Annotated in this window: 16 protein-coding genes; 15 read left to right on the plus strand and 1 reads right to left on the minus strand. The window is 61.1% G+C overall.

The genetic code is table 11. The features are described 5' to 3' along the window. Positions 1 to 176 precede the first annotated feature (176 nt). The 14 genes from ACQYWX_RS28725 to ACQYWX_RS28790 all read left to right on the plus strand — a co-directional run bounded on the left by ACQYWX_RS28725 (position 177) and on the right by ACQYWX_RS28790 (position 21,034). A complete protein-coding gene (locus ACQYWX_RS28725) occupies positions 177 to 1,127 on the plus strand; it encodes a hypothetical protein (protein ID WP_431687183.1) in 951 nt (316 codons plus the stop codon). Positions 1,128 to 1,475: 348 nt separating this feature from the next. Next, positions 1,476 to 2,690: an isochorismate synthase DhbC gene (dhbC, locus tag ACQYWX_RS28730; RefSeq protein ID WP_431687184.1), complete on the plus strand. Its 1,215-nt coding sequence runs from the start codon at positions 1,476 to 1,478 to the stop codon at positions 2,688 to 2,690. After that, positions 2,690 to 4,360 carry a (2,3-dihydroxybenzoyl)adenylate synthase gene (locus ACQYWX_RS28735; RefSeq protein ID WP_431687185.1) on the plus strand — a complete coding sequence of 557 codons (1,671 nt, stop codon included), beginning with the start codon at positions 2,690 to 2,692 and terminating at the stop codon, positions 4,358 to 4,360. Before dhbC ends, ACQYWX_RS28735 begins: the two co-directional genes overlap by 1 nt. A 33-nt stretch (positions 4,361 to 4,393) precedes the next feature. Continuing rightward, positions 4,394 to 5,299 (plus strand): isochorismatase family protein, encoded by a 906-nt coding sequence (locus ACQYWX_RS28740; protein WP_431687186.1) that lies wholly within the window; start codon positions 4,394 to 4,396, stop codon positions 5,297 to 5,299. A gap of 5 nt (positions 5,300 to 5,304) precedes the next feature. Further along, positions 5,305 to 9,627, plus strand: a complete 4,323-nt coding sequence (locus ACQYWX_RS28745) for an amino acid adenylation domain-containing protein (RefSeq protein WP_431687187.1) — start codon at positions 5,305 to 5,307, stop codon at positions 9,625 to 9,627. 23 nt (positions 9,628 to 9,650) lie between these two features. Further along, positions 9,651 to 10,934 (plus strand): aminotransferase class III-fold pyridoxal phosphate-dependent enzyme, encoded by a 1,284-nt coding sequence (locus ACQYWX_RS28750; RefSeq protein WP_431687188.1) that lies wholly within the window; start codon positions 9,651 to 9,653, stop codon positions 10,932 to 10,934. 8 nt (positions 10,935 to 10,942) lie between these two features. Next, positions 10,943 to 12,505: an amidohydrolase family protein gene (locus ACQYWX_RS28755; protein ID WP_431687189.1), complete on the plus strand. Its 1,563-nt coding sequence runs from the start codon at positions 10,943 to 10,945 to the stop codon at positions 12,503 to 12,505. A 40-nt stretch (positions 12,506 to 12,545) separates the two neighbouring features. Then, the gene (locus ACQYWX_RS28760; RefSeq protein ID WP_431687190.1) at positions 12,546 to 13,751 is read left to right on the plus strand and encodes an MFS transporter; all 1,206 of its coding nucleotides are present in this window, start codon (positions 12,546 to 12,548) and stop codon (positions 13,749 to 13,751) included. Positions 13,752 to 14,190: 439 nt separating this feature from the next. After that, a complete protein-coding gene (locus ACQYWX_RS28765; RefSeq protein ID WP_279501324.1) occupies positions 14,191 to 15,213 on the plus strand; it encodes an iron-siderophore ABC transporter substrate-binding protein in 1,023 nt (340 codons plus the stop codon). A gap of 20 nt (positions 15,214 to 15,233) precedes the next feature. After that, positions 15,234 to 16,259, plus strand: a complete 1,026-nt coding sequence (locus ACQYWX_RS28770) for a FecCD family ABC transporter permease (protein WP_431687191.1) — start codon at positions 15,234 to 15,236, stop codon at positions 16,257 to 16,259. 17 nt (positions 16,260 to 16,276) lie between these two features. Beyond that, complete coding sequence (locus ACQYWX_RS28775; RefSeq protein WP_431687192.1) at positions 16,277 to 17,383, plus strand: FecCD family ABC transporter permease; 1,107 nt, start codon at positions 16,277 to 16,279, stop codon at positions 17,381 to 17,383. Positions 17,384 to 17,386: 3 nt separating this feature from the next. Next, positions 17,387 to 18,241 carry an ABC transporter ATP-binding protein gene (locus ACQYWX_RS28780; RefSeq protein ID WP_431687193.1) on the plus strand — a complete coding sequence of 285 codons (855 nt, stop codon included), beginning with the start codon at positions 17,387 to 17,389 and terminating at the stop codon, positions 18,239 to 18,241. After that, a complete protein-coding gene (locus ACQYWX_RS28785) occupies positions 18,234 to 19,040 on the plus strand; it encodes a 2,3-dihydro-2,3-dihydroxybenzoate dehydrogenase (protein WP_431687194.1) in 807 nt (268 codons plus the stop codon). Before ACQYWX_RS28780 ends, ACQYWX_RS28785 begins: the two co-directional genes overlap by 8 nt. Positions 19,041 to 19,285: 245 nt before the next feature. Beyond that, positions 19,286 to 21,034: a glycoside hydrolase family 16 protein gene (locus tag ACQYWX_RS28790; protein ID WP_431687195.1), complete on the plus strand. Its 1,749-nt coding sequence runs from the start codon at positions 19,286 to 19,288 to the stop codon at positions 21,032 to 21,034. Positions 21,035 to 21,150: 116 nt separating this feature from the next. Here the strand turns inward: ACQYWX_RS28790 and ACQYWX_RS28795 are convergent, their stop codons facing one another. Beyond that, the gene (locus ACQYWX_RS28795; protein WP_216736139.1) at positions 21,151 to 21,573 is read right to left on the minus strand and encodes a hypothetical protein; all 423 of its coding nucleotides are present in this window, start codon (positions 21,571 to 21,573) and stop codon (positions 21,151 to 21,153) included. A gap of 480 nt (positions 21,574 to 22,053) precedes the next feature. Here ACQYWX_RS28795 and ACQYWX_RS28800 point away from each other — a divergent pair, with 480 nt between their 5' ends. Continuing rightward, positions 22,054 to 22,752 carry an alpha/beta fold hydrolase gene (locus tag ACQYWX_RS28800; RefSeq protein ID WP_431687196.1) on the plus strand — a complete coding sequence of 233 codons (699 nt, stop codon included), beginning with the start codon at positions 22,054 to 22,056 and terminating at the stop codon, positions 22,750 to 22,752. The last annotated feature ends 128 nt before the right edge of the window (positions 22,753 to 22,880 follow it).

Consider the following 22,880-nt stretch of genomic DNA (forward strand, 5'->3'; position numbering starts at 1 on the left):
GAAGTGCGTCAGAGTCCGCAAGCGCTGCGGGAAGCGGAGTGACGGCGCGCTGTCCTTACGAGCGGGGCCAGACTATTGCAAATGAGAATCATTGTCAAATGACAATAAATCGTCTTGCAGGTAGACTCTTTTCTCCTGTAGAACAAACGACTAGCTCCAAAGGTATTAGACGACTCGTGACCCCTTACGCCTCCGCACTTCCCGTCCACGAACCCGCAACCCCTGCGTTGGCGGCGTTGTTGAGGCGACACCAGATCGTCGGAATCGGCGACGCCCATGGCGTGGAGGCGATCCTGCAATGGCTTATCGATAGCTTGCTGCGTCCAGATATCGCAACGTGTCTGGACACTATCGTCGTCGAGTTCGCCGCCGCTCGTAGTCAGCCTCTGTTGGACGCTTATATCGCCGGCGAACCTGGACTTGATAACAAGATCGATGCAGTTTGCGACGATACCTTGCACTTTTGCGCCTGGTTCGCCGATGTTTACCGACGCTTTTTCCACGCTGTGCGACAGATTAATCAGCGCCTGCCCACACCCCGTGTGCGCGTACTGGCGGCGGACCCGCCTATCGACTGGCGCGCCGCCAACGCTGGGCGCCAATGGCGAGAGGCCAACCAGCGACGGGAAGCTCACTATCAAGCTTTGATAGAGCGGGAGGTCATTGCGCGCAATCGACGCGCGCTGCTGGTCTTTGGAGCGTTTCATTTGCTGCGAAATTGCCCTGCGGACAGCCTGCTGGCATTGAACGGGCCGCCCCTGGCCAGTCGTCTGCGCGGCGTCGAACCTGCGCAGTGTTTCTATCTCTGGCCGCACTTTGGTCATCGGCCGGAGGTCGATGCGGTAAGGGAACGTGAAGAATGGTCTGCGCCAGCGCTGGTGCGCAACGACCTCAGCGAGCTTGGCGCTTTGCCGTTTGGCGCGCTCAGCAACCGGGCTCCTTCTCTCGTCGAGCGACCTGTGCGGGAACTGTTCGACGGCTACCTGTTTCTCGGCTCGGTCCGTAAGCAGACCCACTTCCCTCGTCAGAAAGACGATCCGGGCTGGCAGGCTGAAATGCGCCGCCGCGCCAACCTGCCGCCAACACCAGATCGCGAGCGCTTTTTAGACGCCATCGCCGCAACCTAGGACGGTCAAAAAACGTTTTTTAACCTGACTCTGTCAAACAATCCCTGCTATCAGTGTTGGCTGATCACGACTAACGATCTATTGCAAATAATAATCAATATCAAATAATATTGATTTTCTTTCGCGAAGGCGGACGATCTGTCCGCACCCCTTGCGAGGCGCGCCGCTCCTGTCTGGCGGTACGTAAATCAGGCCTGAACTTGTCATTTTCCATCCCATGGGACAAGAAAATTTCTCTTCAAATGAGAATTATTTTCATTTAGATTATATTTTACATTTCTTAACGCGGGGCGGCTCACCTGTTCTGAGGAGCAGCCTGTCTGATAACCAGTCACCTAAGGAGCAGGCATGAATGACTTGACGTTGCATCTGGAACCACAGGCGGATGATCAAGCGTTTCTCCAATTGCTGAAAAAACATCTGACGGAAACTCCTTTTTTCTTCTCCTCACCCCGGCAAACCCTGATGACCGCCGGCGTCTTCGCCCGTCTGGGCGCGGGAGACCTGAATGAAGCCATCCCCGCCGCCCTGCGCGAGGCCAGGGAACAGGGAATCGAAGATCCTATGGTGGTCGGCGCTGCTCCTTTCCTGCCTGGGGAAGCGCCCATGTTGACCGTGCCGACCCGATCCTGGCGTCGTCGCGACGTGGTTTCCGGACGCACCGGCGTCATCACCGATTTCGGGACTTATGAGGCGAAAGAAGTACCTTCCGGCGCGGGCTACAAACAAAGCGTGAACAGCGCTTTGGAGCATATCCGCCGCGGCGATATCAGCAAAGTGGTGCTGGCGCGCTCCCTGGAGCTGCGCGCTGAGCGCCCGATCGACATCGTGCAGTTGCTTACCAATCTGCGCCGCGCCAATCCGAAAGGATATAACTTCGCCGCCAATCTGGCGGATGCGGCCCATCCCCGTCGTTTTCTGGTGGGCGCCAGCCCGGAACTGCTGGTGTCGCGCAGCGGCATGCGCGTGTTCGCCAATCCGCTGGCGGGTTCCGTCGCGCGCAGCCCGGATCGCAGGGAAGACGCCCGTCGCGCCGGGGCGCTGCTGCAATCGGAAAAAGACCTGCATGAACATGCCGTGGTGATCGACGCCGTGGCCAAAGCGCTGGCGCCGTTCTGTCGCAACCTGGATGTGCCCAGCACGCCTTCGTTGACGCAAACGCCGACCCTGTGGCACCTGTCCACGGAAATCACCGGCGAGCTGATCGATCCGGCCATTACTTCCTATGCTTTGGCGCAGGCGCTGCATCCTACGCCCGCCGTGTGCGGCTATCCCACAGAGCGCGCTCGGGAATTGATTGGTGAACTGGAGCCCTTTAATCGGGGCTTTTTCACAGGCATGGTCGGCTGGAGCAACGCCTCCGGCGACGGTGAGTGGGCCGTCACCATCCGCTGTGCGGAAGTGGAAGACCGTCTGCTGCGTCTTTACGCAGGCGCAGGCGTAGTCGAAGGCTCCGACCCGCAGAAAGAGCTGGACGAGACCTCCACCAAGTTAAAAACCATGCTGAACGCCATCGGCCTCGACAGCCACGCATCCACACCTGTCCGCGTGGAGATCGCCTGATGTCCGCGAGCATGGAGCAGCCGCAAATCGAACTGACGCCCTGGCCTGCTGCAGAGGCTGAGCTGTATCGCGCCGCCGGCTACTGGACCGGCGACGACCTGGGAAGCATTCTGAGCCGCGGCGCTCAGGCGTTCGGCGACCGCACCGCGGTGATCGCCGGCGAGCGTTCCTGGACTTATGGCGATCTTAACGCCAGGGCGGATCAGTTGGCATCAGGATTAAATACCCTCGGAATTACTCCGGGTTCCAAGGTCGTGGTGCAACTGCCTAACATCGGCGAATTCATAGAAGTGATTTTTGCGCTGTTTCGCCTGGGTGCGGCGCCGATCATGGCCCTGCCCACCCACCGCTACGCCGAGATCAGCTACTTTTGCGAATTCGCCGACGCTGTGGCCTATATCGCCCCAGCCAAAAGCGGCGGATTCGACTATCGCGATATCGGCGGGAAACTGAAAGACGAGCGTCTCGTGCAACAGGTCATCATCGCTGGCGATGCGGGCGACTTCGTCCCTCTCGACGGTTTATATCAAGCGCCCGGCGCGGCGCCGGAGATTGATCCGTCCGCCATCGCGCTGATGCAGTTGTCCGGCGGCACCACCGGCATGTCCAAGCTGATCCCGCGCACCCACGACGACTATCTGTACAGCGTGCGCGCCAGCGCCGAGATCTGCGAATTGTCGCCGCAGACCGTGTATCTCTCTGTGCTGCCCGCCGCGCATAATTTCCCGCTCAGTTCTCCCGGCGTCCTGGGCGTCCTGTATGCGGGAGGAACCGTGGTGCTATCCGAGTCCGGCGCGCCGGATATCGCGTTTCCGTTGATCGCCCGTCACCGAGTCACCATGACCGCGATGGTGCCGCCACTGGCTCTGGCCTGGATGACCGCCTGCGACAATCTGAAGAACGCCGGCTCGCCGCCAGATCTGTCCAGCCTGCAGGTATTGCAGGTGGGCGGCGCCAAGTTTACCGAAGAAGCCGCCCGCCGCGTCACGCCGGTCCTGGGTTGCAAGCTGCAGCAGGTATTCGGCATGGCGGAAGGGTTGGTGAACTACACCCGCCTGGATGACGACATCGACACCGTCGTCACCACCCAGGGTCGCCCCATTTCGCCAGCGGATGAAGTGCGCATCGTGGACGAGGACGACCAGCCGGTAGCGCCCGGCGCCACCGGGTTATTGCTGACCCGCGGCCCCTACACCATTCGCGGCTATTTCAAGGCCGCGGAGCACAACGCCAAATCCTTCACCGCCGACGGTTTCTATCGCACCGGCGATGTGGTGCGCCTGACTGACGCCGGTTATCTGGTGGTGGAAGGTCGCGCCAAAGACCAGATCAACCGGGGCGGCGAAAAAGTCGCCGCGGACGAGCTGGAGAACCATTTGCTGGCGCACCCGCTGGTGCATGACGCCGCCGTGGTGGCGATGCCGGACCCCTACCTTGGCGAGCGCACCTGCGCCTACGTCATTCCGCAGACTCATGCCGCCGCGCCGGGGCAACGCCCGCGCCCGCAGGATCTGCTCAAATTTCTGCGCGAGCGCGATCTCGCCGTGTTCAAGATCCCGGACCGCATCGAGTTCGTCGACGCCTTCCCCAAAACCCGCCTGGGCAAGGTGGACAAGAAGGCGTTGCGGCAGATGATCGCGGATAAGATCGCGCCGCCCACCATGGCTTAAACCAGAACAAGATTTAGGTTGATAAGGACCCCTATGGCTATTCCAAAAATCGCTGACTATTCCCTGGCGAACGCATCCGCCCTGCCAAGCAACAAGACCGACTGGACCATTGATCCGTCGCGGGCGGTGCTGCTGGTGCACGACATGCAGCGTTATTTCGTTAACTTCTACAATCTGGACGGAGAGCCCATGGGCCCTCTGCTCGCCAATATCCAGACGCTGAAGGCGGCCTGCAAAAAAGCCGGCGTGCCCGTGGTGTACACCGCCCAGCCTGGCGACCAGACGCCGGAAGACCGCGCGCTGCTGACGGATTTCTGGGGAACCGGTCTGGCGGCCGATCCCAACCTGACCGATATCGTGGCGGAGCTGGAGCCGGAAGGCGACGACATCGAATACGTGAAATGGCGCTACAGCGCGTTCAAACGCACGCCCCTGCTGGATTACATGCGTGAAAACGGCAAAGACCAGCTGATCATCTGCGGCGTGTACGCTCACATCGGCGTGCTGGCGACCTCACTGGAAGCCTTCATGCTCGACATCAAGCCTTTCGTGGTGGCGGACGCCGTCGCCGACTTTTCCGAGCAGGAACAGAAAATGGCGCTGAACTATGTGGCGCAGCGCTGTGGCCACGTCGACGCGCTGGAAGTGGTGCTGGCGGCGCTGAACGGCGCAACCGCCAACGCCGCACCCTCGACCGCCGAGCCATTGAGCCTGGAAGCCCTGCGTCGCGACGTCGCCGCCATCTTGATGATGAGCCCGGAAGACGTGGACCCGGAAGAGAACCTGATGTACATGGGCCTGGACTCCATCCGCGTCATGTCTCTGCTGGAAAACTGGCGCGCTCGCGGCGCTGACATCACCTTCGTGGATCTGGCGGAGTCGCTGACCATCAATGAATGGTGGCGCACCATCGAGCCGCGCCTGACGACGGAGGCCTGAGATTGATGACCACTCCGGCCGAGACGTCGACCAAAGGATTGTCCGCCGCGCAGAACGGGATATGGCTGGGTCAGCAGATCAACCCCGCCAGCCCCATGTACAACGCGGCTGAATATGTGGAATTACGCGGACAGCTGCACATCGAGCTGTTTGAGCGCGCGTTGCGCCAGGCGCTGATCGAAGCGCCCGCGCTGCACGCCACCTTCCATTCCGGCGCCAGGGAAACGGCGCAACGTCTGCACGCGCCGGAGTTCGTCCTGGTGCAGAAAGATTACAGCCATTTCGAAGCGCCGCTGGAGCAGGCGCGCCTGTGGATGCTGAGCGATCTGGCCGCCACTGTGGACCTATCGCAAGGGCCTCTGTTCACCCAGGCTCTGATCAAACTCGGCGACGACCACTACTGCTGGCATCAACGCATCCATCACATCGCCTGTGACGGTTTCGCCTTCGCCCTGTTGTCGCAACGGGTGGCGGAAATCTACAACGCCCTGGCGGCCAACCCGGAAACAGACCCCGCCACAGTGGGACGCGCCTTTGGCGACTACGATAAAGTGCTGGAGGAAGACCTGCGCTATCGCCAATCGCCGGCGTTCGCCAAGGACCGGGATTTCTGGGCAGGCTATCTGGAAGGCCAGACGCCCCCCGTCAGCCTCAGCCGCTCCAATGCGCCCATCGCCGACATGGCGACAAGGATGGAACGCAGTCTGCCGGTGGAGCTGATTAAGCGGCTGCAAACCGCGGCCAGCGCAATCGGAGCCACTTGGTCGGATGCGCTCACCGCCGCCACCGCCTATCTGATCCATCGCCGCACCGGCGCTCGCGAAGTCACGCTGGGCGCGCCGGTCATGGGACGCATGGGCTCCGCATCCCTGCGCGTGCCCGCCATGGTGATGAATATTATTCCGCTGCGTCTGCAGATCGCTGGCGTGGAGTCCTTTAAAGATCTGGTGCAACTCGCTGCGCAGCAAACCCGCATGACGCGCCTGCATCAGCGCTACCGCTATGAACAGCTGCGTCGCGACCTCAATCGCGTGGGCGGCGATCAACGCCTGTTCGGCCCGGTAGTGAACATCATGCCGTTTGACCGTCATGTGGAGTTTCAGGGTTGCGTTTCCCGCACCCATAACCTCTGCGCCGGTCCGGTGGAAGACCTGTCCTTCGCCTTCATTCTGAACAAGGACGGCGGCTTGCGTTTCGATCTGGACGCCAACCCGAACCGTTACAGTCAAACCGATCTGCAGGACATTCAGCAGCAAATGCTGACATTGCTGGAGCAGGCAGCGGCCGATATGGAGCAGCCCATTCAGGTTGATCGCGCCGCCCTATCCTGGCTGCAAGGCCCCGCCACCAGCCAGTCGCCGCAGCCTGTTCTCAACGCCCTGCGCCAACGCATTCTGACGACGCCACAAGCCATCGCCCTGCAGGCGAACGGACGCTGCCTCAGCTATGAAGAGCTGGGCCAGCGCGTCGCCGGACTCGCTGAACGCCTGCGACAATCTGGGGTGAATCCGGGAGATATCGTCGCCCTGGCGCTGCCTCGCAGCGAAGGCGCTATCGTAACGGCGCTGGCGACCTGGGCCGCCAAAGCCGCGTTCGTTTTTCTGGACCCGACTGCGCCCATCGCCCGCAATCGTTTGATCATTGAAGACGCCCGCCCCGCGTTGGTGGTGACGGAGGACGCGGACTCCGAGCTAAACGTCGACGCCAACTCGCCGGTAGTGAGCCTGGCGGCGTTATCTCAAGTCGCGGTCAGCAACGCAGCGCTATGGTCTGAGTCGACAACACAAGCGGGGCCCGCTTACCTGATCTACACCTCCGGCTCCACCGGCGCGCCGAAAGGCGTGGTTATCGGACATCAGGCTCTGGCGGAGTTCGTCGCCGGCGCCATCGACGCTTACGCCGTCACAGCCTCGGATCGGGTGCTGCAGTTTGCGCCGCTGCACTTTGACGCCTGCATCGAAGAGATTTTCGTCACCTTGGCGCAGGGAGCGCGCCTTATTCTGCGCAATGACGCCATGTTGGAATCCGCTCCGCGCTTTCTGGAGCAATGCCGTCAATGGGGTGTGACCCTGTTGGATCTGCCCACCGCATACTGGCATGAGCTGGCGTTCGGCTGCGCAACGGCGTCGCTAGAGCTTCCGCCCAGTCTGCGCGCCGTCATTATTGGCGGCGAAGCGGTATTACCGGAGCGGGTGGCGCAATGGCGCGGCTGTTTCGGCGATCGCATCGCCCTGTACAACACTTACGGTCCCAGTGAAGCCACGGTAGTCGCCACCAGCGCGGACCTCAGCGCTGACGCCGGCGTCATCAGCATCGGCCAGCCTCTGGGCGGACGCGCTGTCGCTGTAGTCAATCCACAGATGGAGCTACTGCCGCGGGGCGAAGAAGGCGAGCTGTTGTTGCTCGGCGGCGGATTGGCCGACGGCTACCTCAACCTGCCGGAAAAAACCGCGGAATGCTTTATCCAGATGCATTTCCCCTGGGCCAAACAGCCGCAGCGCGCTTATCGCAGCGGCGATCGCGCGCGCATCAATACACAGGGCAATGTCGAGTTTCTGGGACGTTTGGATGATCAAATCAAGATTAGCGGCCATCGCATCGACCCACTGGAAATCGAGTCTGCGCTCAGCGCCCTGCCCGGCGTGCAGGAAGCCGCCGTCACCCTGAGCCAGCAAGGCAATGGCGTAAAGTGTCTGGTGGCGCATCTGGCGGGACAGTCCTACGCCATCGCCGAATTACGTGAAGCGCTTAAATCCAGGCTGCCGGCGGCGATGACGCCATCCGCGCTGGTCATGCATGAGCGCCTGCCCAAAAACGCCGCCGGCAAGGTGGACCGCAAACAGCTCAACGCTATCGAAACAGCCTCCGCAGGCGACTTGCCTCAAGCTGAAGTCAGCGCGGAACAGCAGCTCATCATTGAGGTCTGGCGCGACGTACTGGGCCAAAGCGCCATCAAGCCGGAAGACGACTTCTTTCTGCTGGGCGGACAATCCCTGCAGTCCATTCAGGTGGCCAACCGCCTGAGCGCCCGCATTGGGCGGGAAGTACCGGTCACTTTGATTTTTCAAAGCCCGACTGTCGCCGCGCTGGCTCAGGCGTTGTTTGCGACAGATGACGAGCAACCACAATCACGGGACCTGCGGGAACAGATCCTGGCGGACTGCGACGCTTTCGCGCAATCCCTGCCGCCGGCGCCGACTGTTGCATTCGGCCTGAGCGCAGCGCCCAGACAGATATTGCTCACCGGGGCCACGGGATTCGTCGGCGCGCAACTGCTGCATCAACTGCTCTATCAAACCGACGCCGATATCCTGTGCGCCGTGCGTGGCGCCACCGACGCCGAAGCCTTCTATCGTCTGGAGCAGGCGATGTCGGAACAGGGCCTGCCCTGCAGCGCGTTTCGGCGGGTGCGGGTACTGCTGGCGGATATGGAAAAGCCGCGCCTGGGACTGTCCGTGGCGGACTTCGAACAGCTCGCCCAGCACATAGACGCGGTCATCCATAACGCCGCCGTCACCAGCGTCATGCGCGATTACCAATCCCTGCGCGCCGCCAATGCATTGAGCACCGGCGAATTATTGAAGCTGGCCGCCGTGCGGGGCGTTCCCCTGCATCTGGTGTCCACCATCGCCGTGGCGCCGCCGGCGTCCGCCGCCCCCAGCCTGCGCGAGGACTTCACGCCCATTCATGACGGGCTGGGCGATGGCTATCAACAGAGCAAGTGGGCCTCCGAACGCATGGCGGAAATCGCCCGCGACAAAGGCTATCCCGTCAATCTGTATCGACTCGCCCGGGTCACCGGCGCGTCCGATTTTGGCTATATCAACGCCAAAGACCTGGTGTGGAGCATCATTCAGGCGGGGATGCGCAGCGACGCATTGCCGGATCTGCCCATCAGCGAGCCCTGGACGCCAGTGGACGCGGTGGCGCAATTCATCGTCGCCGACGCCATGTCCCGCCCGGGCGGCGGCGTGTACAACGTCACCCCGCCCCAGGACGTCAGTCTGACGCGCATTTTCGGCTGGCTGCGGGAATACGGTTTCGACTTCGACACCCTGCCGCTGCCCCAGTGGAGCCAGCGCGTCAAAGAAAGAGGCGCGGAAGAGGATCAGGCGATCCTGGGCTTTTTTGAACAACGCAGTCATGACGCCGGCGCGCCCAGTTTCGAGCCCGGCGGCATCGACAACGGCAAATTTCGACAACGTATGGAGGAGCTGGGCCTGGCGATGCCTGTCATCGATCAGCCCCTGTTCCACCGCTATCTGCAGTACGCCATTGAATCGGGCCTGTTGCGCACCGCAAACCGGACCGCTGTGAATAAACCCTAATTGATCTCATCACGAGGATAACTATGACATTGCCGGTAACTCCCAACGGGGAAACGCTGAACCTGACCAAGTCCTTCGAACTCGCCAAAGAGAGCGAGAAGCTGGTGGCGGGATTCACCCAGTCCATGATGAAAAAGCCGGAGCAGTTCGCTCCCGGTCATTTCCCGGTTTACATCGCCAGCGGCCAGGGCGCCATCGTCACTGACGTCGACGGCAATGAATACATCGATTTTATCTGCGGTCTCGCCGCCAACACGCTGGGACACAATCATCCCACTGTCGTCAGCGCCATCAGCGAAAACCTGTCCAAGGGCTTGATTCACTCCCTGCCGACCCCGGTGGAAGTCAAAGCGGCGCAAACCCTGACCGACATCATTCCCGGCGCGGAAATGGCGCGCTTCTTCAAGACCGGCGCTGACGCCAACTCCGCCGCCGTGCGTCTGGCCCGCCACATCACCGGTAAAGAAGAAATCATCACCGTGGGCTACAACGGCTGGCACGATCAGTACATGTTCGACACCCCCGGCGTGCCGGAAGTCATTCGTCAGTACACCCACCGCATGCCGCTGTTCACGCCCATGGACGAACAACCAGTGCTGGATCTGATCGCCGAGCGCGGCGACAAACTGGCGGCGGTATTGCTGTCGGTTCCTTACAACCGCGTACTGACTGGCGAGTTCCTGCGTCAGGTGCGCAAAGCCTGTAATGACAAAGGCGTGTTGCTGGTGATGGACGAAGTGGTCACCGGTTTCCGTCTCGCTCTGGGCGGCGCGCAGGAATACTTCGACGTCTCCGCCGATCTGGTCACCCTGTCGAAAGGCATCGCCGCCGGCATGCCGCTGTCCGCGGTGGTCGGCTCCGCCAGGCACATGAAGCGCATGGAAGAGCTGCAGGTTTCCACTACCTTCGGTGGTGAAATGCTGTCCCTGGAAGTGTGCGACGCTGTGTTGAACGAGTATCGCCGTTCGGATTTCGTCGGCCGTATCGCCGCACTGGGCGTACGCCTGAAGGAAGGCGTCAATAAAGTCTCCGCTGCACTGGGAACGCCATTGCAGGTGGTGGGCTATGACCCTATCCCCATGTTCCTGTTCTCCAAAAATCCAGTGGAGCATGTGAAGCTCGCCGAGCCTTTCCTGGCGGAAATGGCGAAGCGCGGCGTCCTGCTGCGTCGTGAAGTCAACTTCATCTGCGGCGTGCATACGGAAGAGCAGATCGACTTCACCATCAACGCGGTGGAAGCCTCATTGCAAGCCATGCTGGACGCCGGCCTGTTCGCCAAAGCGAATGAAGGGGCGGCGGCTCAATGATCTGCTGCATGAAACATGCGGGGGCGGCGTCCTGGCTGCATAAGCTGATGCTGTCCCAAGCCTCCCGTCCTGCGCCGCTCGCCGCCCAAGCGGCGGGTCCGGCGCAAGGCGAAGCGTTCAACGGGCTGGCGGCGGAACCCCGCGCCCGTGACGGCGGTCCGCAATCCGGCGAGGGCGTGCGCACTCTGATCAAAGGCGGCTTTCTGTACGCTGGCGATGACGCCAATACGGTAATCGAAAACAGCTGGGTGCTGGTGGTGGGCGATCGCATCTCCGCCATCGGTTCCGCCGAGCAGCCGGCGCCGGAGTGCGATCAGGTCATCGACGCCGCCGGCAAGCTGGTGCTGCCGGGACTGATCAATCCGCACTGGCATGAAAGTTTCGTAGCGCCTAACTTCGAGCGCCCGGATGATGCCGGTCTGGAGCCGACCCCCTACTCTAATGGCGGCGATATTGAAGCCCTGGGCTCCATGTTCGCCTTCATCTCCACCGTGGGACAGAAGCTGACCCATGCGGAAGGCGTCGCCATCGCGCGCTGGAGCATGTGGACGCAGTTGCGCTCTGGAACCACGGCGCTGGGCGATGTGGGTTCCGCCAACACCGCCGACGCCATGGCGCAGGCGGCGCTCGATCTGGGCATGCGCATCCGCGTCAGTCGCTGGGGATCGGACATCATGATTCCCAACGGCGCCAAAGAATTTCGCCGCATCGCCGACACCCAGGCGCAGGCGGACGACTGGGCGGCGTTGATGGAAACCTGGAACGACCACGCTTCAGGCCTGATCGGCGGCATGCCTTCCGTCATGGGCGCTTTCGGCAGTTCCGACGAACAGTTGATCGCCCTGCGCGACATCGCCGACCGTTATCAGGCGCCCTACGCCACCCACCTGGCGCCGCTGCGTAATGAAACCGCCGCCGTGCAGGCGGTGTTCGGCCGCACGCCTGTGGGCCGCTTCGACGCTTTGGGCATGCTCACCGATCGTCTGCTGGCGGTGCACACCGCTTACGCCAGTGAAGACGAATATCGTCGTCTGCTGGAAACCGGCGTCAATATCTGCCACTCCCCCGCCCACTACGGCATGTTGGGCGAAGCCACCGTCAGCGAAACCGGCCAGATCGGACGCTTCATCAGGGACGGCGGACATGTGTCCTGCAGCACGGACGGCGATATCTCCTATATCGGCGGCATGCCGGAGGCCATGCGCGCCGCGCATCTGGGCCACAACGAAGCGCAGAACTGCAATACCGCCTGTCCGCCGACCCTGGCGCTGCGCATGGCCACCCTGAACGGCGCCCGCGCTTTGGGCTGGCGCGACCGCATCGGCTCCATCGAAGTCGGCAAGCAGGCGGATCTGGTGGTCATCGGTATCGACGACTGGCGCTATCGCCTCGGCAATCATCCGCTGCGCACCTTCCTGGTGGCGGGCGGCAGCCGGGACGTGGAGGCCGTCATGGTGGCCGGCCGCATTGTGGTGCGGGAAGGCCGCAGCGCCCTGTTCGACGAAGCCGAACTGCTGACGGATTACCGTCTGGCGGTGGCGTCGGCGCGTGCGCGCATACAACGCAAATAAACAGGATGTTTAACGCAACATGTCAGAGAAGGAAACCGCTATGACCACGTCCCCAACGGCAGCGCCGACAATGAACGGCCGAAGTCTTTTTCTACTCCTGGCCAGCACCATGACGGTGATGGCCGGCGCCACCCTGGCCCCGGCGCTGCCGGGTATGGAGGCCGCCTTTGCGCAAGAGGAAAGCGCGGAATTCTGGGTCAAAATGATCCTGTCCGCGCCCGGCCTGTTGATCGCCTGCTGCGCTCCTATGGTGGGCTGGCTGCTGGATCACTGGAAGAAAAAGCAGGTACTGATTCTGGCGCTCTGTCTGTATGGCGTTTCCGGCATGTCCGGTTACTTCCTGCATGACTCGCTGATCGCCATTTTGCTGGGACGCATCGCTCTGGGCGTGGCGGTGGCGGGCGTCATGGTCGCCTGCACCACGCTGGCCGGAGATTATTTCGCCGGTCCTCATCTGGCGCGATATATGGGCGTGCAAGCGGCGTTCGGCGGTTTCGGCGGCGTACTGTTTCTGGGCATGGCCGGCCTGTTGGCGGATATCGACTGGACAGCGCCGTTCCTGATCTACCTGTTCGCATTCATCGTGCTGCCGGGCGCCATGTTGTTCCTGGACGAGCCTGAGCGCAAAGCGATTCCCGGCGGCGACCTGGGCGGCGCGGCGCCAGCGCCTCCCGGCGGCCCCCTCGCTCTGTGCTACGCCCTGGCGGCGTTCGAAGTATTAGCGCTGTATATGGCGCCGCTGCATTACCCGTTCTATGTAGCCCAGTTCGGCGTGACGGACGGCTCAGAAATCGGCTTCGCCATCGCCGGGATGCTGCTGCTCACAGCGACGGTGTCCATGTACTACCGCAAATTCGGCGGCCTGTTCCCGTTCCCGGTATTGCATGGCGCCGGCTGGTTATTGATCGCCATAGGATGGGGACTGCTGGGCTTTGCTCCCAGTTACGGCGTCGCCCTCGCGGGCATGGCGGCGGCGGGCGTCGGCTTCGGGATGATTCGTCCGAATCTGATCGTCTGGCTGTTTTCTTATACTCCGCCGATGCTGCGCGGCCGCATTATCGGCGGCGTCACCACCTGTTTCTTTATCGGTCAGTTCCTGTGCCCGCTGTTAACCCAGCCGTTGATCGACCATTACGGTATTTCCGCCACTTTCGCCGTCGCCGGAGGCGTATCGCTGATTTTGGCGGCGCTGTTGCTGGCGGCGAGTCTGAAAGCGGCGCCGGCGCCTTCTGCAGCTAAACCCTGATCACTCGCGGAGAGACAGACGGTTCGCCGCACTCTCCGTTACAAGTCAACCATTTCTATTTGCTAAGAGTTCCACCAAAGCGGAGAGTCATCTCCGCTAAGGAGGTGGAATGCCTCTTCACCCTACACCCCTAACACCTCGCCCCCACCACCTGTCTCCCGCCATCACGCTTTCAATTTGATCCGCCTGCTCATGCGTATAGGCGTGCAAATAAGAAAGGTGTTGATTATTTGAACACAAACGATAATGATTATCATTTTACAAGCATTTCAATCTATCGTAGAGTGTGCTCCGATAACGGCAAGAGTCCGGTTAAATTTTCGCCGGAGATGATAAACCCCCTTTCGTTTCCCAGGCCGCGCCACAGTTGCGTAGACCGTCCTTATTCTTGCCGAAGGAATCCACCCTGATTGCGACAGCATGCTGGAAGCAGGTGACTATGGCAGATAACAACTCCTCCCCGACCAAGAAATTCGCACTACTGGCTATCAGCGCCGCACTGGCCCTGGGCTTCACTGCGCTGGCCATGCAGAAACCGGATGCAACGCCGGAGACGGCGCAAACGGCGTCCGCAGCGCCCGCGGAACAACCCATCTCCGCAGCCGCTACCGCCACCAAAGACATTACCGACGCCGCCGGCCGCCGCGTCAGCGTGCCGGTGGAGCCCAAGCGCGTACTTGCCCTGGGCGAGTTTGATATGGACGCCATGCTGGCGTTGGGCATGAAGCCGGTGGGAGTGACTGACGGCCGCGGCCAGCAGACGCCGCCCAACTACTTGAAGGATCTCAGCGTCGACATCGAGTCCATTGGACGCTTGGCGCAGCCCAGCATCGACAAAGTGATCGCCGCGCAGCCGGATCTGATTCTGACCGGCACCATCCAGGACGAGAAGCTGATTTCCCAGCTCCAGCAGATTGCTCCCACCGTGATCACCTCCGCGTCTTCGGAAAACTGGCGCGATATGTTCAAACGCATCGCCGTCGCCCTGAGCAAAGAGAGCGAAGCAGAGAATTTCCTGGCTAAATACGATGAAAAAGCGGCGAAAATCCGCGAAAACCTGGGAAATCCGGAAAACGTGTCCGTCAGTGTAGTGCGCTGGAGCCCCAAAGGCCCCACTTATATGCTGCGTGACGTATTCATCAGCCAGGTCATTGCGGATGTCGGCCTGTCCCGGCCTTCCGCGCAACAGGAAAGCGGCATTCACTCCGCGCCCTTGAGCCTGGAAGCCCTGCATGAAATCGACGGCGACTGGATCTTTGTCGGCACCCTCAGCCCGGTGGGCGACGCGGCGGATACCTTTGCGGAAATTCGCGACAACGCCGCCTTCAAACAATTGTCCGGCGTCAACAAAGGACATCTGGTGTTGATCGACGGCTCCTTGTGGACCAGCGTCGGCGGGCCTTTGGCCGCCATGGCGGCGCTGGACGACATTGAACAGGCCATGCTGGGCAAACAAGGGTAGTCGAGGTTAAAGGAGCATTAATGTCGCAGGCGCATCGCCCGGTTGTCAGCCGTCGTAACTGGGCGTCCGTCGCCATGTTGATGCTGGCGCTGTTCGGCGTCGTATTAACTTCCATGCTGGTGGGGTCCGGGCAACTGGACGCCGCCCACAGTCTCTCCTATCTGCTGTCTCCAGCGGACAACGCCGACGCCTACGTCAACATGGTGATGACGGAATTGCGTCTGCCCCGCACCCTCGCCGGCGTCATCATCGGCGTGGCGCTGGGCGTCGCCGGCAGCCTGCTGCAGAACGTCACCCGCAATCCTCTGGCCGAACCTGGCCTGCTGGGCATCAACGCCGGCGCCGCGCTGGGCGTGGTGATCGGCATCAGTTTCTTTCACGCCAGCAGTTCCTATTCCATGCTGATCTGGGCCATTTCCGGCGCCTTGGTCGGCAATGGCGCCGTCATGCTGGCGGCTCAAGTGGGAGCGGCCAGCATGACGCCATTACGTCTGGTGCTGGCGGGCGTGGCCATCAACGCCGCGTTCCAGGGATTTACTTCCCTGCTGTTGCATGACCACATCGCCGCCTTTGATCAATACCGTTACTGGATTCTGGGCTCCTTGTCCGGCATCACCATGGAGGCGGTCAGCCAGATCGCTCCAGCGGTGCTGGCGGCGCTGGCCTTGGCGGCGGCGCTCACGCGGCCGCTTTCCGCACTGACGTTGGGGGATGACTCCGCCAAAGCGCTGGGGCACAACCCGAATCTGATTCGCGCACTGTTGTCCCTCAGCATCACACTGCTGAGCGCCGCAGCGGTGGCCCTGGCCGGCCCAATCGTTCTGCTGGGACTGATCGCCGCTTACATCGCCCGGGCGCTGGCCGGACACCATCTGCGCAACCAGTTGCTGTATTCCGCCGTCGCCGGCGCGTTTCTGCTGCTGTCCACGGACATTCTGGCGCGGGTGATCAATCGTCCTTTCGAAGCGCCGGTCAGCGCCGTGGTCGCCTTTATCGGCGTCCCGATCATTATTCGCATCGTCCATTCCAATCGCATGTTCAGTTAGGCCTGGAGGTATCCGCGATGAGCCGTATGTCGCCCTCTGTCGAGCAGGCCGCCCCATCTCTCGGGCTTCCTGACGCCGTATCCTTCCTCCCGGCCGGTAGCCGGGTGGTCCGAATCGGCTCCCTTTCCATGACCTTCAACCTGCATGACTTGATAAGCGCTCTGCTTATCCTGCTGGTGATACTGTTGGCGGTTTGCGCGTCCCTGATGCTGGGCTCCACGCACCTGTCCCTGTCTCAGGTGTGGCAGGCCATATTGGGAGAAGGCAGTCCCGCCCACCAGCTGCTGACCATGCAGATCCGTCTGCCCCGCATCGCCGCCGGGCTGGTGGTTGGCGCTTGTCTGGGCGCCGCCGGCTGTCTGTTGCAGGGACTCGCCCGCAACCGCCTGGCCACGCCGGATATTCTCGGCGTACACCAAGGCGCTACTTTGGCTGTGGTGATCGCCATGCTGGCGGGCGCTGGCGGCGTGCTGGACTCCTGGTGGGCGGCGATTATCGGCGCCTCCGCCACGCTGTTGGGCGTGTTGGCCTTCAGCGGCCGCTTCGGCTCCAACGGTTACCGTATTCTGGTGATTGGTCTGGGACTGACCTACCTGCTGCGCGCCATGACGGAAGTGCTGGTGACCTACCTGCCTCTGCATGAAGCCAGCGCCATGTACACCTGGAGCATCGGCACGCTGCTGGGCCGAGATTACGCCATCGCCGCTCCCGCGTTTTTCGGTCTCTGCCTGTTGCTGCCGGTTGCGGTAGTGCTGGCGCGACAACTGACCTTATTGCAGTTCGGCGAAGACACCGCGGCTTCCCTGGGTTTGAGTCCCGAGCGCCTGAAGATAGCCGTCGTATTGACCGTGGCGGTGCTGACCGCACTGTCAGTGACTGTATCCGGCCCTATCAACTTCATAGCGCTGATGGCGCCGGTGACCGCCAGCTTTCTGGCGCGCCCGGATCAAACGCCAGTGTTGCGCTCCACCTTGCTGGGGGCCCTGTTCGTGATCGTGGCGGACACCATTGGGCGCATTTACAGCGACGTGGAGACGCCCATGGGCGTCATCGCCACCATGATGGGCGGGCCGTTCCTGCTGGCTGTCATCCTGTTTCAACCCCAATCCAGGCAAGGTAATTGATTGATGTCCGAGCCAAGACTCGCTATTCAGAACGTTTCCCTCAGTTACGCGCACGGGCGCGGCGGTAAAACCGACGCTGCGCCAACGGTGAAAGAGGTCAGCCTGCAAGCCCGGCCGGGAGAATTGATGATCATCGTCGGCCCCAACGGGTGCGGCAAATCCACCCTGCTGCGCGCCGTGGCGCGTCTGCACCGACCGGATTCCGGCCGCATTCTTCTGGAAGGCGAAGACGTTTGGTCGCTCAGCAGAAAACAGGCGGCGACCCGATTGGCCCTGTTGCCGCAAACGCCCACCGCGCCGGAAGGCATCCGCGTCGCTGATCTGGTGCGACATGGTCGCCATCCCCATCAGGGCTTGTTCCGCCAGTGGACCAGCGCCGACGAAGACGCCGTGCGCCGCGCCCTGCTCGCCACCGACACCGCTGATCTTATGGACGCGCCTCTGGATCACCTTTCCGGCGGTCAGCGCCAACGTTGCTGGCTGGCCATGGCGCTGGCTCAGGAAACCAACCTTTTACTGCTGGACGAGCCCATCAGCATGCTCGATCTGGGGCATCAGGTTGAAGTGCTGAATCTGGTGCGCGACCTTTCCGCCAAAGGCATCACCATCATGATGGTGCTACATGACCTCATCGCCGCCGCTCGTTACGCCGACACCCTCACCGCCATGCGCGAGGGCCGAGTGGTGGCGAGCGGTCCGCCCCGTGAGATTCTGACCCGGGATATGGTGCGCGAACTCTACAACGTCGACGCGCACATTCTGAGCGATCCTGACGGCAATCCGGTGGTTACTCCGGCGGTGGGCGGCGCGCTTTCTTCTCTGTCCCCCTCCAACAGCAAGGAGCAATCTTATGTCTGATTCCACTACACAGAGCGCCGGCGCGGATTTCGCCGGTAAAGTCGCCATCGTCACCGGCGCCGCGCAAGGCATTGGCGCCGCCGTCGTGGCGACACTGGCTGAACGCGGCGCCAAAGTCGCCGCTCTCGACGTGCAGGAAAAAGCCCTGCGCGACACCACTTCCACTCTCACCGCGAGGGGTTTGCAAGTGCGTCCTTTTGTCGTGGACATCAGCGACGCGGCGGCTATCGAAGCGGTGGTCGGCGATATCGAAGCCGGCCTGGGCGAAGTGGAAGTGCTGGTCAATGTGGCCGGTATTCTGCGCCTGGCGTCCGCCACGGAACTGACGTCCGACGACTGGCTGGACACCTTCGCCGTCAACACCCATGGCGTATTTTTCCTGAGCCGGGCTGTCGGCCGCCTGATGAAAGAGCGCCGACGCGGCGCCATCGTCACGGTCGGCTCCAACGCCGCCGCCATACCCCGCACCAAAATGGCGGCCTACGCGGCGTCCAAAGCGGCGTCGACCCATTTCACCAAATGTCTGGGACTGGAGCTGGCGGAATACGGCGTGCGCTGCAACATTGTCTCGCCCGGCTCCACCGACACCGCCATGCAGCGCCAGTTCTGGACAGACGACCAGGCGCTGGAGGCGGTATTGAACGGTTCTTTGGACTCCTATCGCACCGGCATTCCTCTCAAACGCATCGCCACCCCGGAAGACATCGCGGAAGCGGTGGCCTTCCTCGCCTCGGACAAAGCCTGTCACATCACCATGCACAATCTGTGCATCGACGGCGGCGCGACGCTGGGCGTCTGAAATAGCCATCGATAATCACAAGGCGCACTGAAGCGCCTTGTTTCTATTCCCCGCCTCCCCGCCTGATCTTTAACTGTCTTCTAACTCTACGCCTTATTCCACATGGCCTAACTCAATCCGCCAATCCCACTCCTGGACAGAGGCGGCTACAATGAAAGCGCTTTCAAAATTTATCGGAAAGACGCCGGATCGGTCGCTCATTCACGCGCACTGGCTCCGCCGCAAAGCAACTCAGGAGGATGGCCTTGAAGACACGCACACTGACTATCGGGGCGCTGGCCCTGGGCGCGAGCGCCCTGCTTGCGCCCACCACGTTCGCCGCGGCCTACAACGCCGGCGTCGCCGCTGCAGGATTCGATGCGGAACAGGCGCAAACCGGCGTGAATCTGCATCCTTACGCAGAGCTGCGCAACTTACGCGATACTGGAATCTTCACCCTGTATGTGGACGTCATGAAACAGGGACAGGAAAGCCCGGCACATAGCTTTCAATGCCGTACGCCGGAACTCGCCACCCGCGCTCAGTTCCGCTGCGACGGCGACTTTCAGACTGATGAGCCAGGCGCTTATTTCGTTCGCGCCAGAGCGGGCAGCATTCAGGCCGGGGATTATTTCAACGGCAATAGCCGCTATCCCGGTCAGCAGGATTCAGCGACGTTGACCCTGGCGGAGCCTGAGGCTCCAGTGGATGACCTGATCATCGACGCCTTCGGCGGCGCGTCCCGCTACGAAGGCTTACACCAGAATCTGCTCGGCGGCTGGACCGACGACGACGGCAGTCTGCAAAGCGATCAGGTCAGCAACGGCGCACTCAGGTTAATATCCGGAGGCGGCGGCTACTGGTACAGCGTGCTCGCCACGGACACCTGCTTCGACGCTTCGCCCTATACACACCTCAAGCTCTCCCTGAGCGCCTCTCAGCGCGCCGATCTCTCACTCAGCCTGCATACCCGCGACGATAGCTGCGCAACCCGCCAGGGAGCCTCACAGACCGTTAACCTAACGGTGGAGCCCGGCGCTCAAGAGGTGTTAATTCCTCTGCAGGACTTCCAGCTCGCCGATCTCAGCAAAGTCCATGCGCTGGTGGCCGATCATCTGCAAAGCGGTGTGGAATACGACATCGCGAACATCAGTCTGGTATCCCGTGACGATAACGGTGATGGCGACGGCGATGACAATGGCGATCCGGGCGATCCGCAGATCAACGATGAATTCACCGCCAACCAGGGCCAATGGTATTCACGCCGGCAGCCCAACGGCGCCGTGGATTTTGGCGCCGCCGACGCTGCGGCGGGGGATAATGCCGCGCTGTCATTGCTGTTCCCAGGCAATCCTGATCTGAACAGTGGCGACAATGCATCGCCGTACTACGCATCCGAAGTGGGCTACAACCAGAAAACCCATTACGGCCGCTACGAGACCCGAGTGAGATTCGCCTCCTGCAGCCCAGGCGAAGAGGCCGTCAACGGCATTTTCATCTACGACAATGACGGCACGGATAAGAACGGCAATGGACTGGCGGACAATACGGAAATCGACATCGAGCTGTTGTGCGGCGAGCCTAACATACTGTGGCTGACCACCTGGACCGACTACGGCGGCGATAGTGAAAACCAGTTCCGCAAGAAGAGCCGCGCCATCGACATGGCCACTGGCGCATATCGCGAAACGCCGGCAGGCATGGAGGGCACGTATGAAACAGTTCCCGCAGGCGCTCTGCCCAATATCGGACTGGCGGACTTTCCCCGCGCCGACACCTATTACACTGTCGGTTTCGACTGGCATACCGATCGCATCCGCTGGTACATCAAGCTGGACGGCAAAGAGGTGACATTGTGGGATATGCGCGACGCGGCGATGGTTCCACAGCGTCCGGCCATCTTCATGCTAAACCTGTGGCATTCGCCCTGGCACTGGTTTGACTATGGTCCGGCGGACTATCCGGCCGCCAATGCGGAGATGAAAGTGGACTACTACCGCTTCACTCCCTTCTGAGCCAAAAAGCGACGCCCCGGGGAGCTATCCGCTCCGCGGGGCGTCTTGGTTGAGGTTGTAGTTATTATTTCTGTCGTACAAACACGATTAAAAGGGTTGGCGGTGAATACCCTGACTTACAAGTTTTCCCAATCAAATATATGCGGGGAGTTATTACTGCTGTCGGAACCGGCGTTACGACCCAGCCAGTTCAGCTCCGTCGCACAGTCCGCATCGCTGGCGCGCACGGGACCATACCACAGACTGGAAATACAGGATTTATCGGCCAGCGCAGATAAAGCGCCGCGCCAATCGGACAACTGCTGAAAACCAACAAAATCACCGGAGCCGGCGAAAGGATCAGACTGACTCCAAGCCGTTCCCACTACACCGGCGCTGGAACTGGATACAAAAGCGGAACTACGCGCTGAATCCGAAGGCGCAATGGAATAGGCAGTGAGGGACAGGCCGGCGGCGAATACCGACGCCAAAAACGCCGGAATGTGAGCGGATGTTTTCTTTACAAGCGCACGTCTTTTTAGAATTCTAGAGCACTTCACTGTGTTCGCCCCCTACGCGGGATGAAAAAGAGAGAGATGAAAAAACTATCTCACCGCCTTCGCCACCAGGAACGCGACTGGCTATGAGATAGTTTCTACGTGGCGTTGATCCACGGAGCTACCATAGCGATTGTCTTTAGGGAAAACACTCGGTTAAAGGGTGTAGAGCAATGCGCCTAGCGAGAGAGAGAAAAGGCTTAACACTTGGATAATCCGCCCGCTGAAAATCGTGCAGAAGCGCCCTTCGGCACAGTAAAGTCAACGCTTGCGCGGGCGCTCTTGTTTTAGTGCATCCCGTTGATTATATTTGCTTTTCGCGACCGACCAGGACAAGTCGGATCGTTATGGCCGTTATGCCTAGGCGTACGCTGGAGATCACCGGCGCCGTCGCCCTCAACGGCCTGGATGACGCGTAGTCAGGATAGTGCGTCACGTCAAAAAAATGAAAAAAGACTACTCGATAGGATAAAGGGAACTTAGATGGAACGATCCTATGACTATGCGGATATTGGTGACGTCAGCCTGCGTTATCTGGCGGAGGGTTCGGGCAACGCCACAGTTATTTTCGAATCTGACCTGGGCGGAGGCATCGATGATTGGGAACGCGTGCAGCCCCTGATCAGTCTCTTTACCCGCACACTTTCCTACGACCGCGCCGACCTGCAGGACAACAACCCCAGCCTCTCTCCCAAAAGCGCCGAAAATATGGTCGCCGACCTGCGTAAACTGCTGCAGGTCGCCGATATCAAACCTCCCTACATCCTGGTCGGTCATTGCGCCGGCGCCGCCCATATCCGTTACTTCGCGCATAAGTATCCCAATGAAGTCGTCGGACAGGTGTTCGTGGACGGTTACGACGACGCAAAAGCCGCAGACAAAACAGAAAGCCATGACATTCAGGGCGCAACGAAAAGGGGGCAATCCATCCCCTTTCTCAATAACGCGCCAACCAGTATCCTTGTGGGCGACAATCCGCCAGAGACTTCGGCGCAAACGCCGGAACCGACTCGCCGCGACCGCAGGCAATGGATTGAAAGCCACCGCGAGTGGCTGCGGCATATGCCGCAAGCGCGATTCAGGGTGATCGCCAACGCCCGCCGTTATCTTCCGCTATCCCACCCGGACTTTGTGGTGGAGGAGATCAATCGGGTGTTGGCGGACGCTCGACGGGCGCTTTAAAACGGTTGCGGAGATTGCAATGGTTCCCAATGGATAATTTCTCACGCTGCTGTGCGAAACTTTCACGGACGCCGGGGGCCATCTGGAGAGACAATTCGCAGAACGCGTTCTCGCGAACGCCCCGATAT

Source organism: Hahella sp. NBU794, from assembly GCF_050749805.1.
Taxonomy (GTDB): Bacteria; Pseudomonadota; Gammaproteobacteria; order Pseudomonadales; family Oleiphilaceae; genus Hahella.

Excerpts from the sequence above, each read along its gene's own strand:
- ACQYWX_RS28765 (WP_279501324.1), top strand. The coding sequence starts at position 14,191 with ATGGCAGATAACAACTCCTCCCCGACCAAGAAATTCGCACTACTGGCT.
- ACQYWX_RS28760 (WP_431687190.1), top strand. The coding sequence starts at position 12,546 with ATGACCACGTCCCCAACGGCAGCGCCGACAATGAACGGCCGAAGTCTT.
- ACQYWX_RS28735 (WP_431687185.1), top strand. The coding sequence starts at position 2,690 with ATGTCCGCGAGCATGGAGCAGCCGCAAATCGAACTGACGCCCTGGCCT.
- ACQYWX_RS28745 (WP_431687187.1), top strand. The coding sequence starts at position 5,305 with ATGACCACTCCGGCCGAGACGTCGACCAAAGGATTGTCCGCCGCGCAG.
- ACQYWX_RS28770 (WP_431687191.1), top strand. The coding sequence starts at position 15,234 with ATGTCGCAGGCGCATCGCCCGGTTGTCAGCCGTCGTAACTGGGCGTCC.
- dhbC (WP_431687184.1), top strand. The coding sequence starts at position 1,476 with ATGAATGACTTGACGTTGCATCTGGAACCACAGGCGGATGATCAAGCG.
- ACQYWX_RS28775 (WP_431687192.1), top strand. The coding sequence starts at position 16,277 with ATGAGCCGTATGTCGCCCTCTGTCGAGCAGGCCGCCCCATCTCTCGGG.
- ACQYWX_RS28785 (WP_431687194.1), top strand. The coding sequence starts at position 18,234 with ATGTCTGATTCCACTACACAGAGCGCCGGCGCGGATTTCGCCGGTAAA.
- ACQYWX_RS28780 (WP_431687193.1), top strand. The coding sequence starts at position 17,387 with ATGTCCGAGCCAAGACTCGCTATTCAGAACGTTTCCCTCAGTTACGCG.
- ACQYWX_RS28740 (WP_431687186.1), top strand. The coding sequence starts at position 4,394 with ATGGCTATTCCAAAAATCGCTGACTATTCCCTGGCGAACGCATCCGCC.
- ACQYWX_RS28800 (WP_431687196.1), top strand. The coding sequence starts at position 22,054 with ATGGAACGATCCTATGACTATGCGGATATTGGTGACGTCAGCCTGCGT.
- ACQYWX_RS28750 (WP_431687188.1), top strand. The coding sequence starts at position 9,651 with ATGACATTGCCGGTAACTCCCAACGGGGAAACGCTGAACCTGACCAAG.
- ACQYWX_RS28755 (WP_431687189.1), top strand. The coding sequence starts at position 10,943 with ATGAAACATGCGGGGGCGGCGTCCTGGCTGCATAAGCTGATGCTGTCC.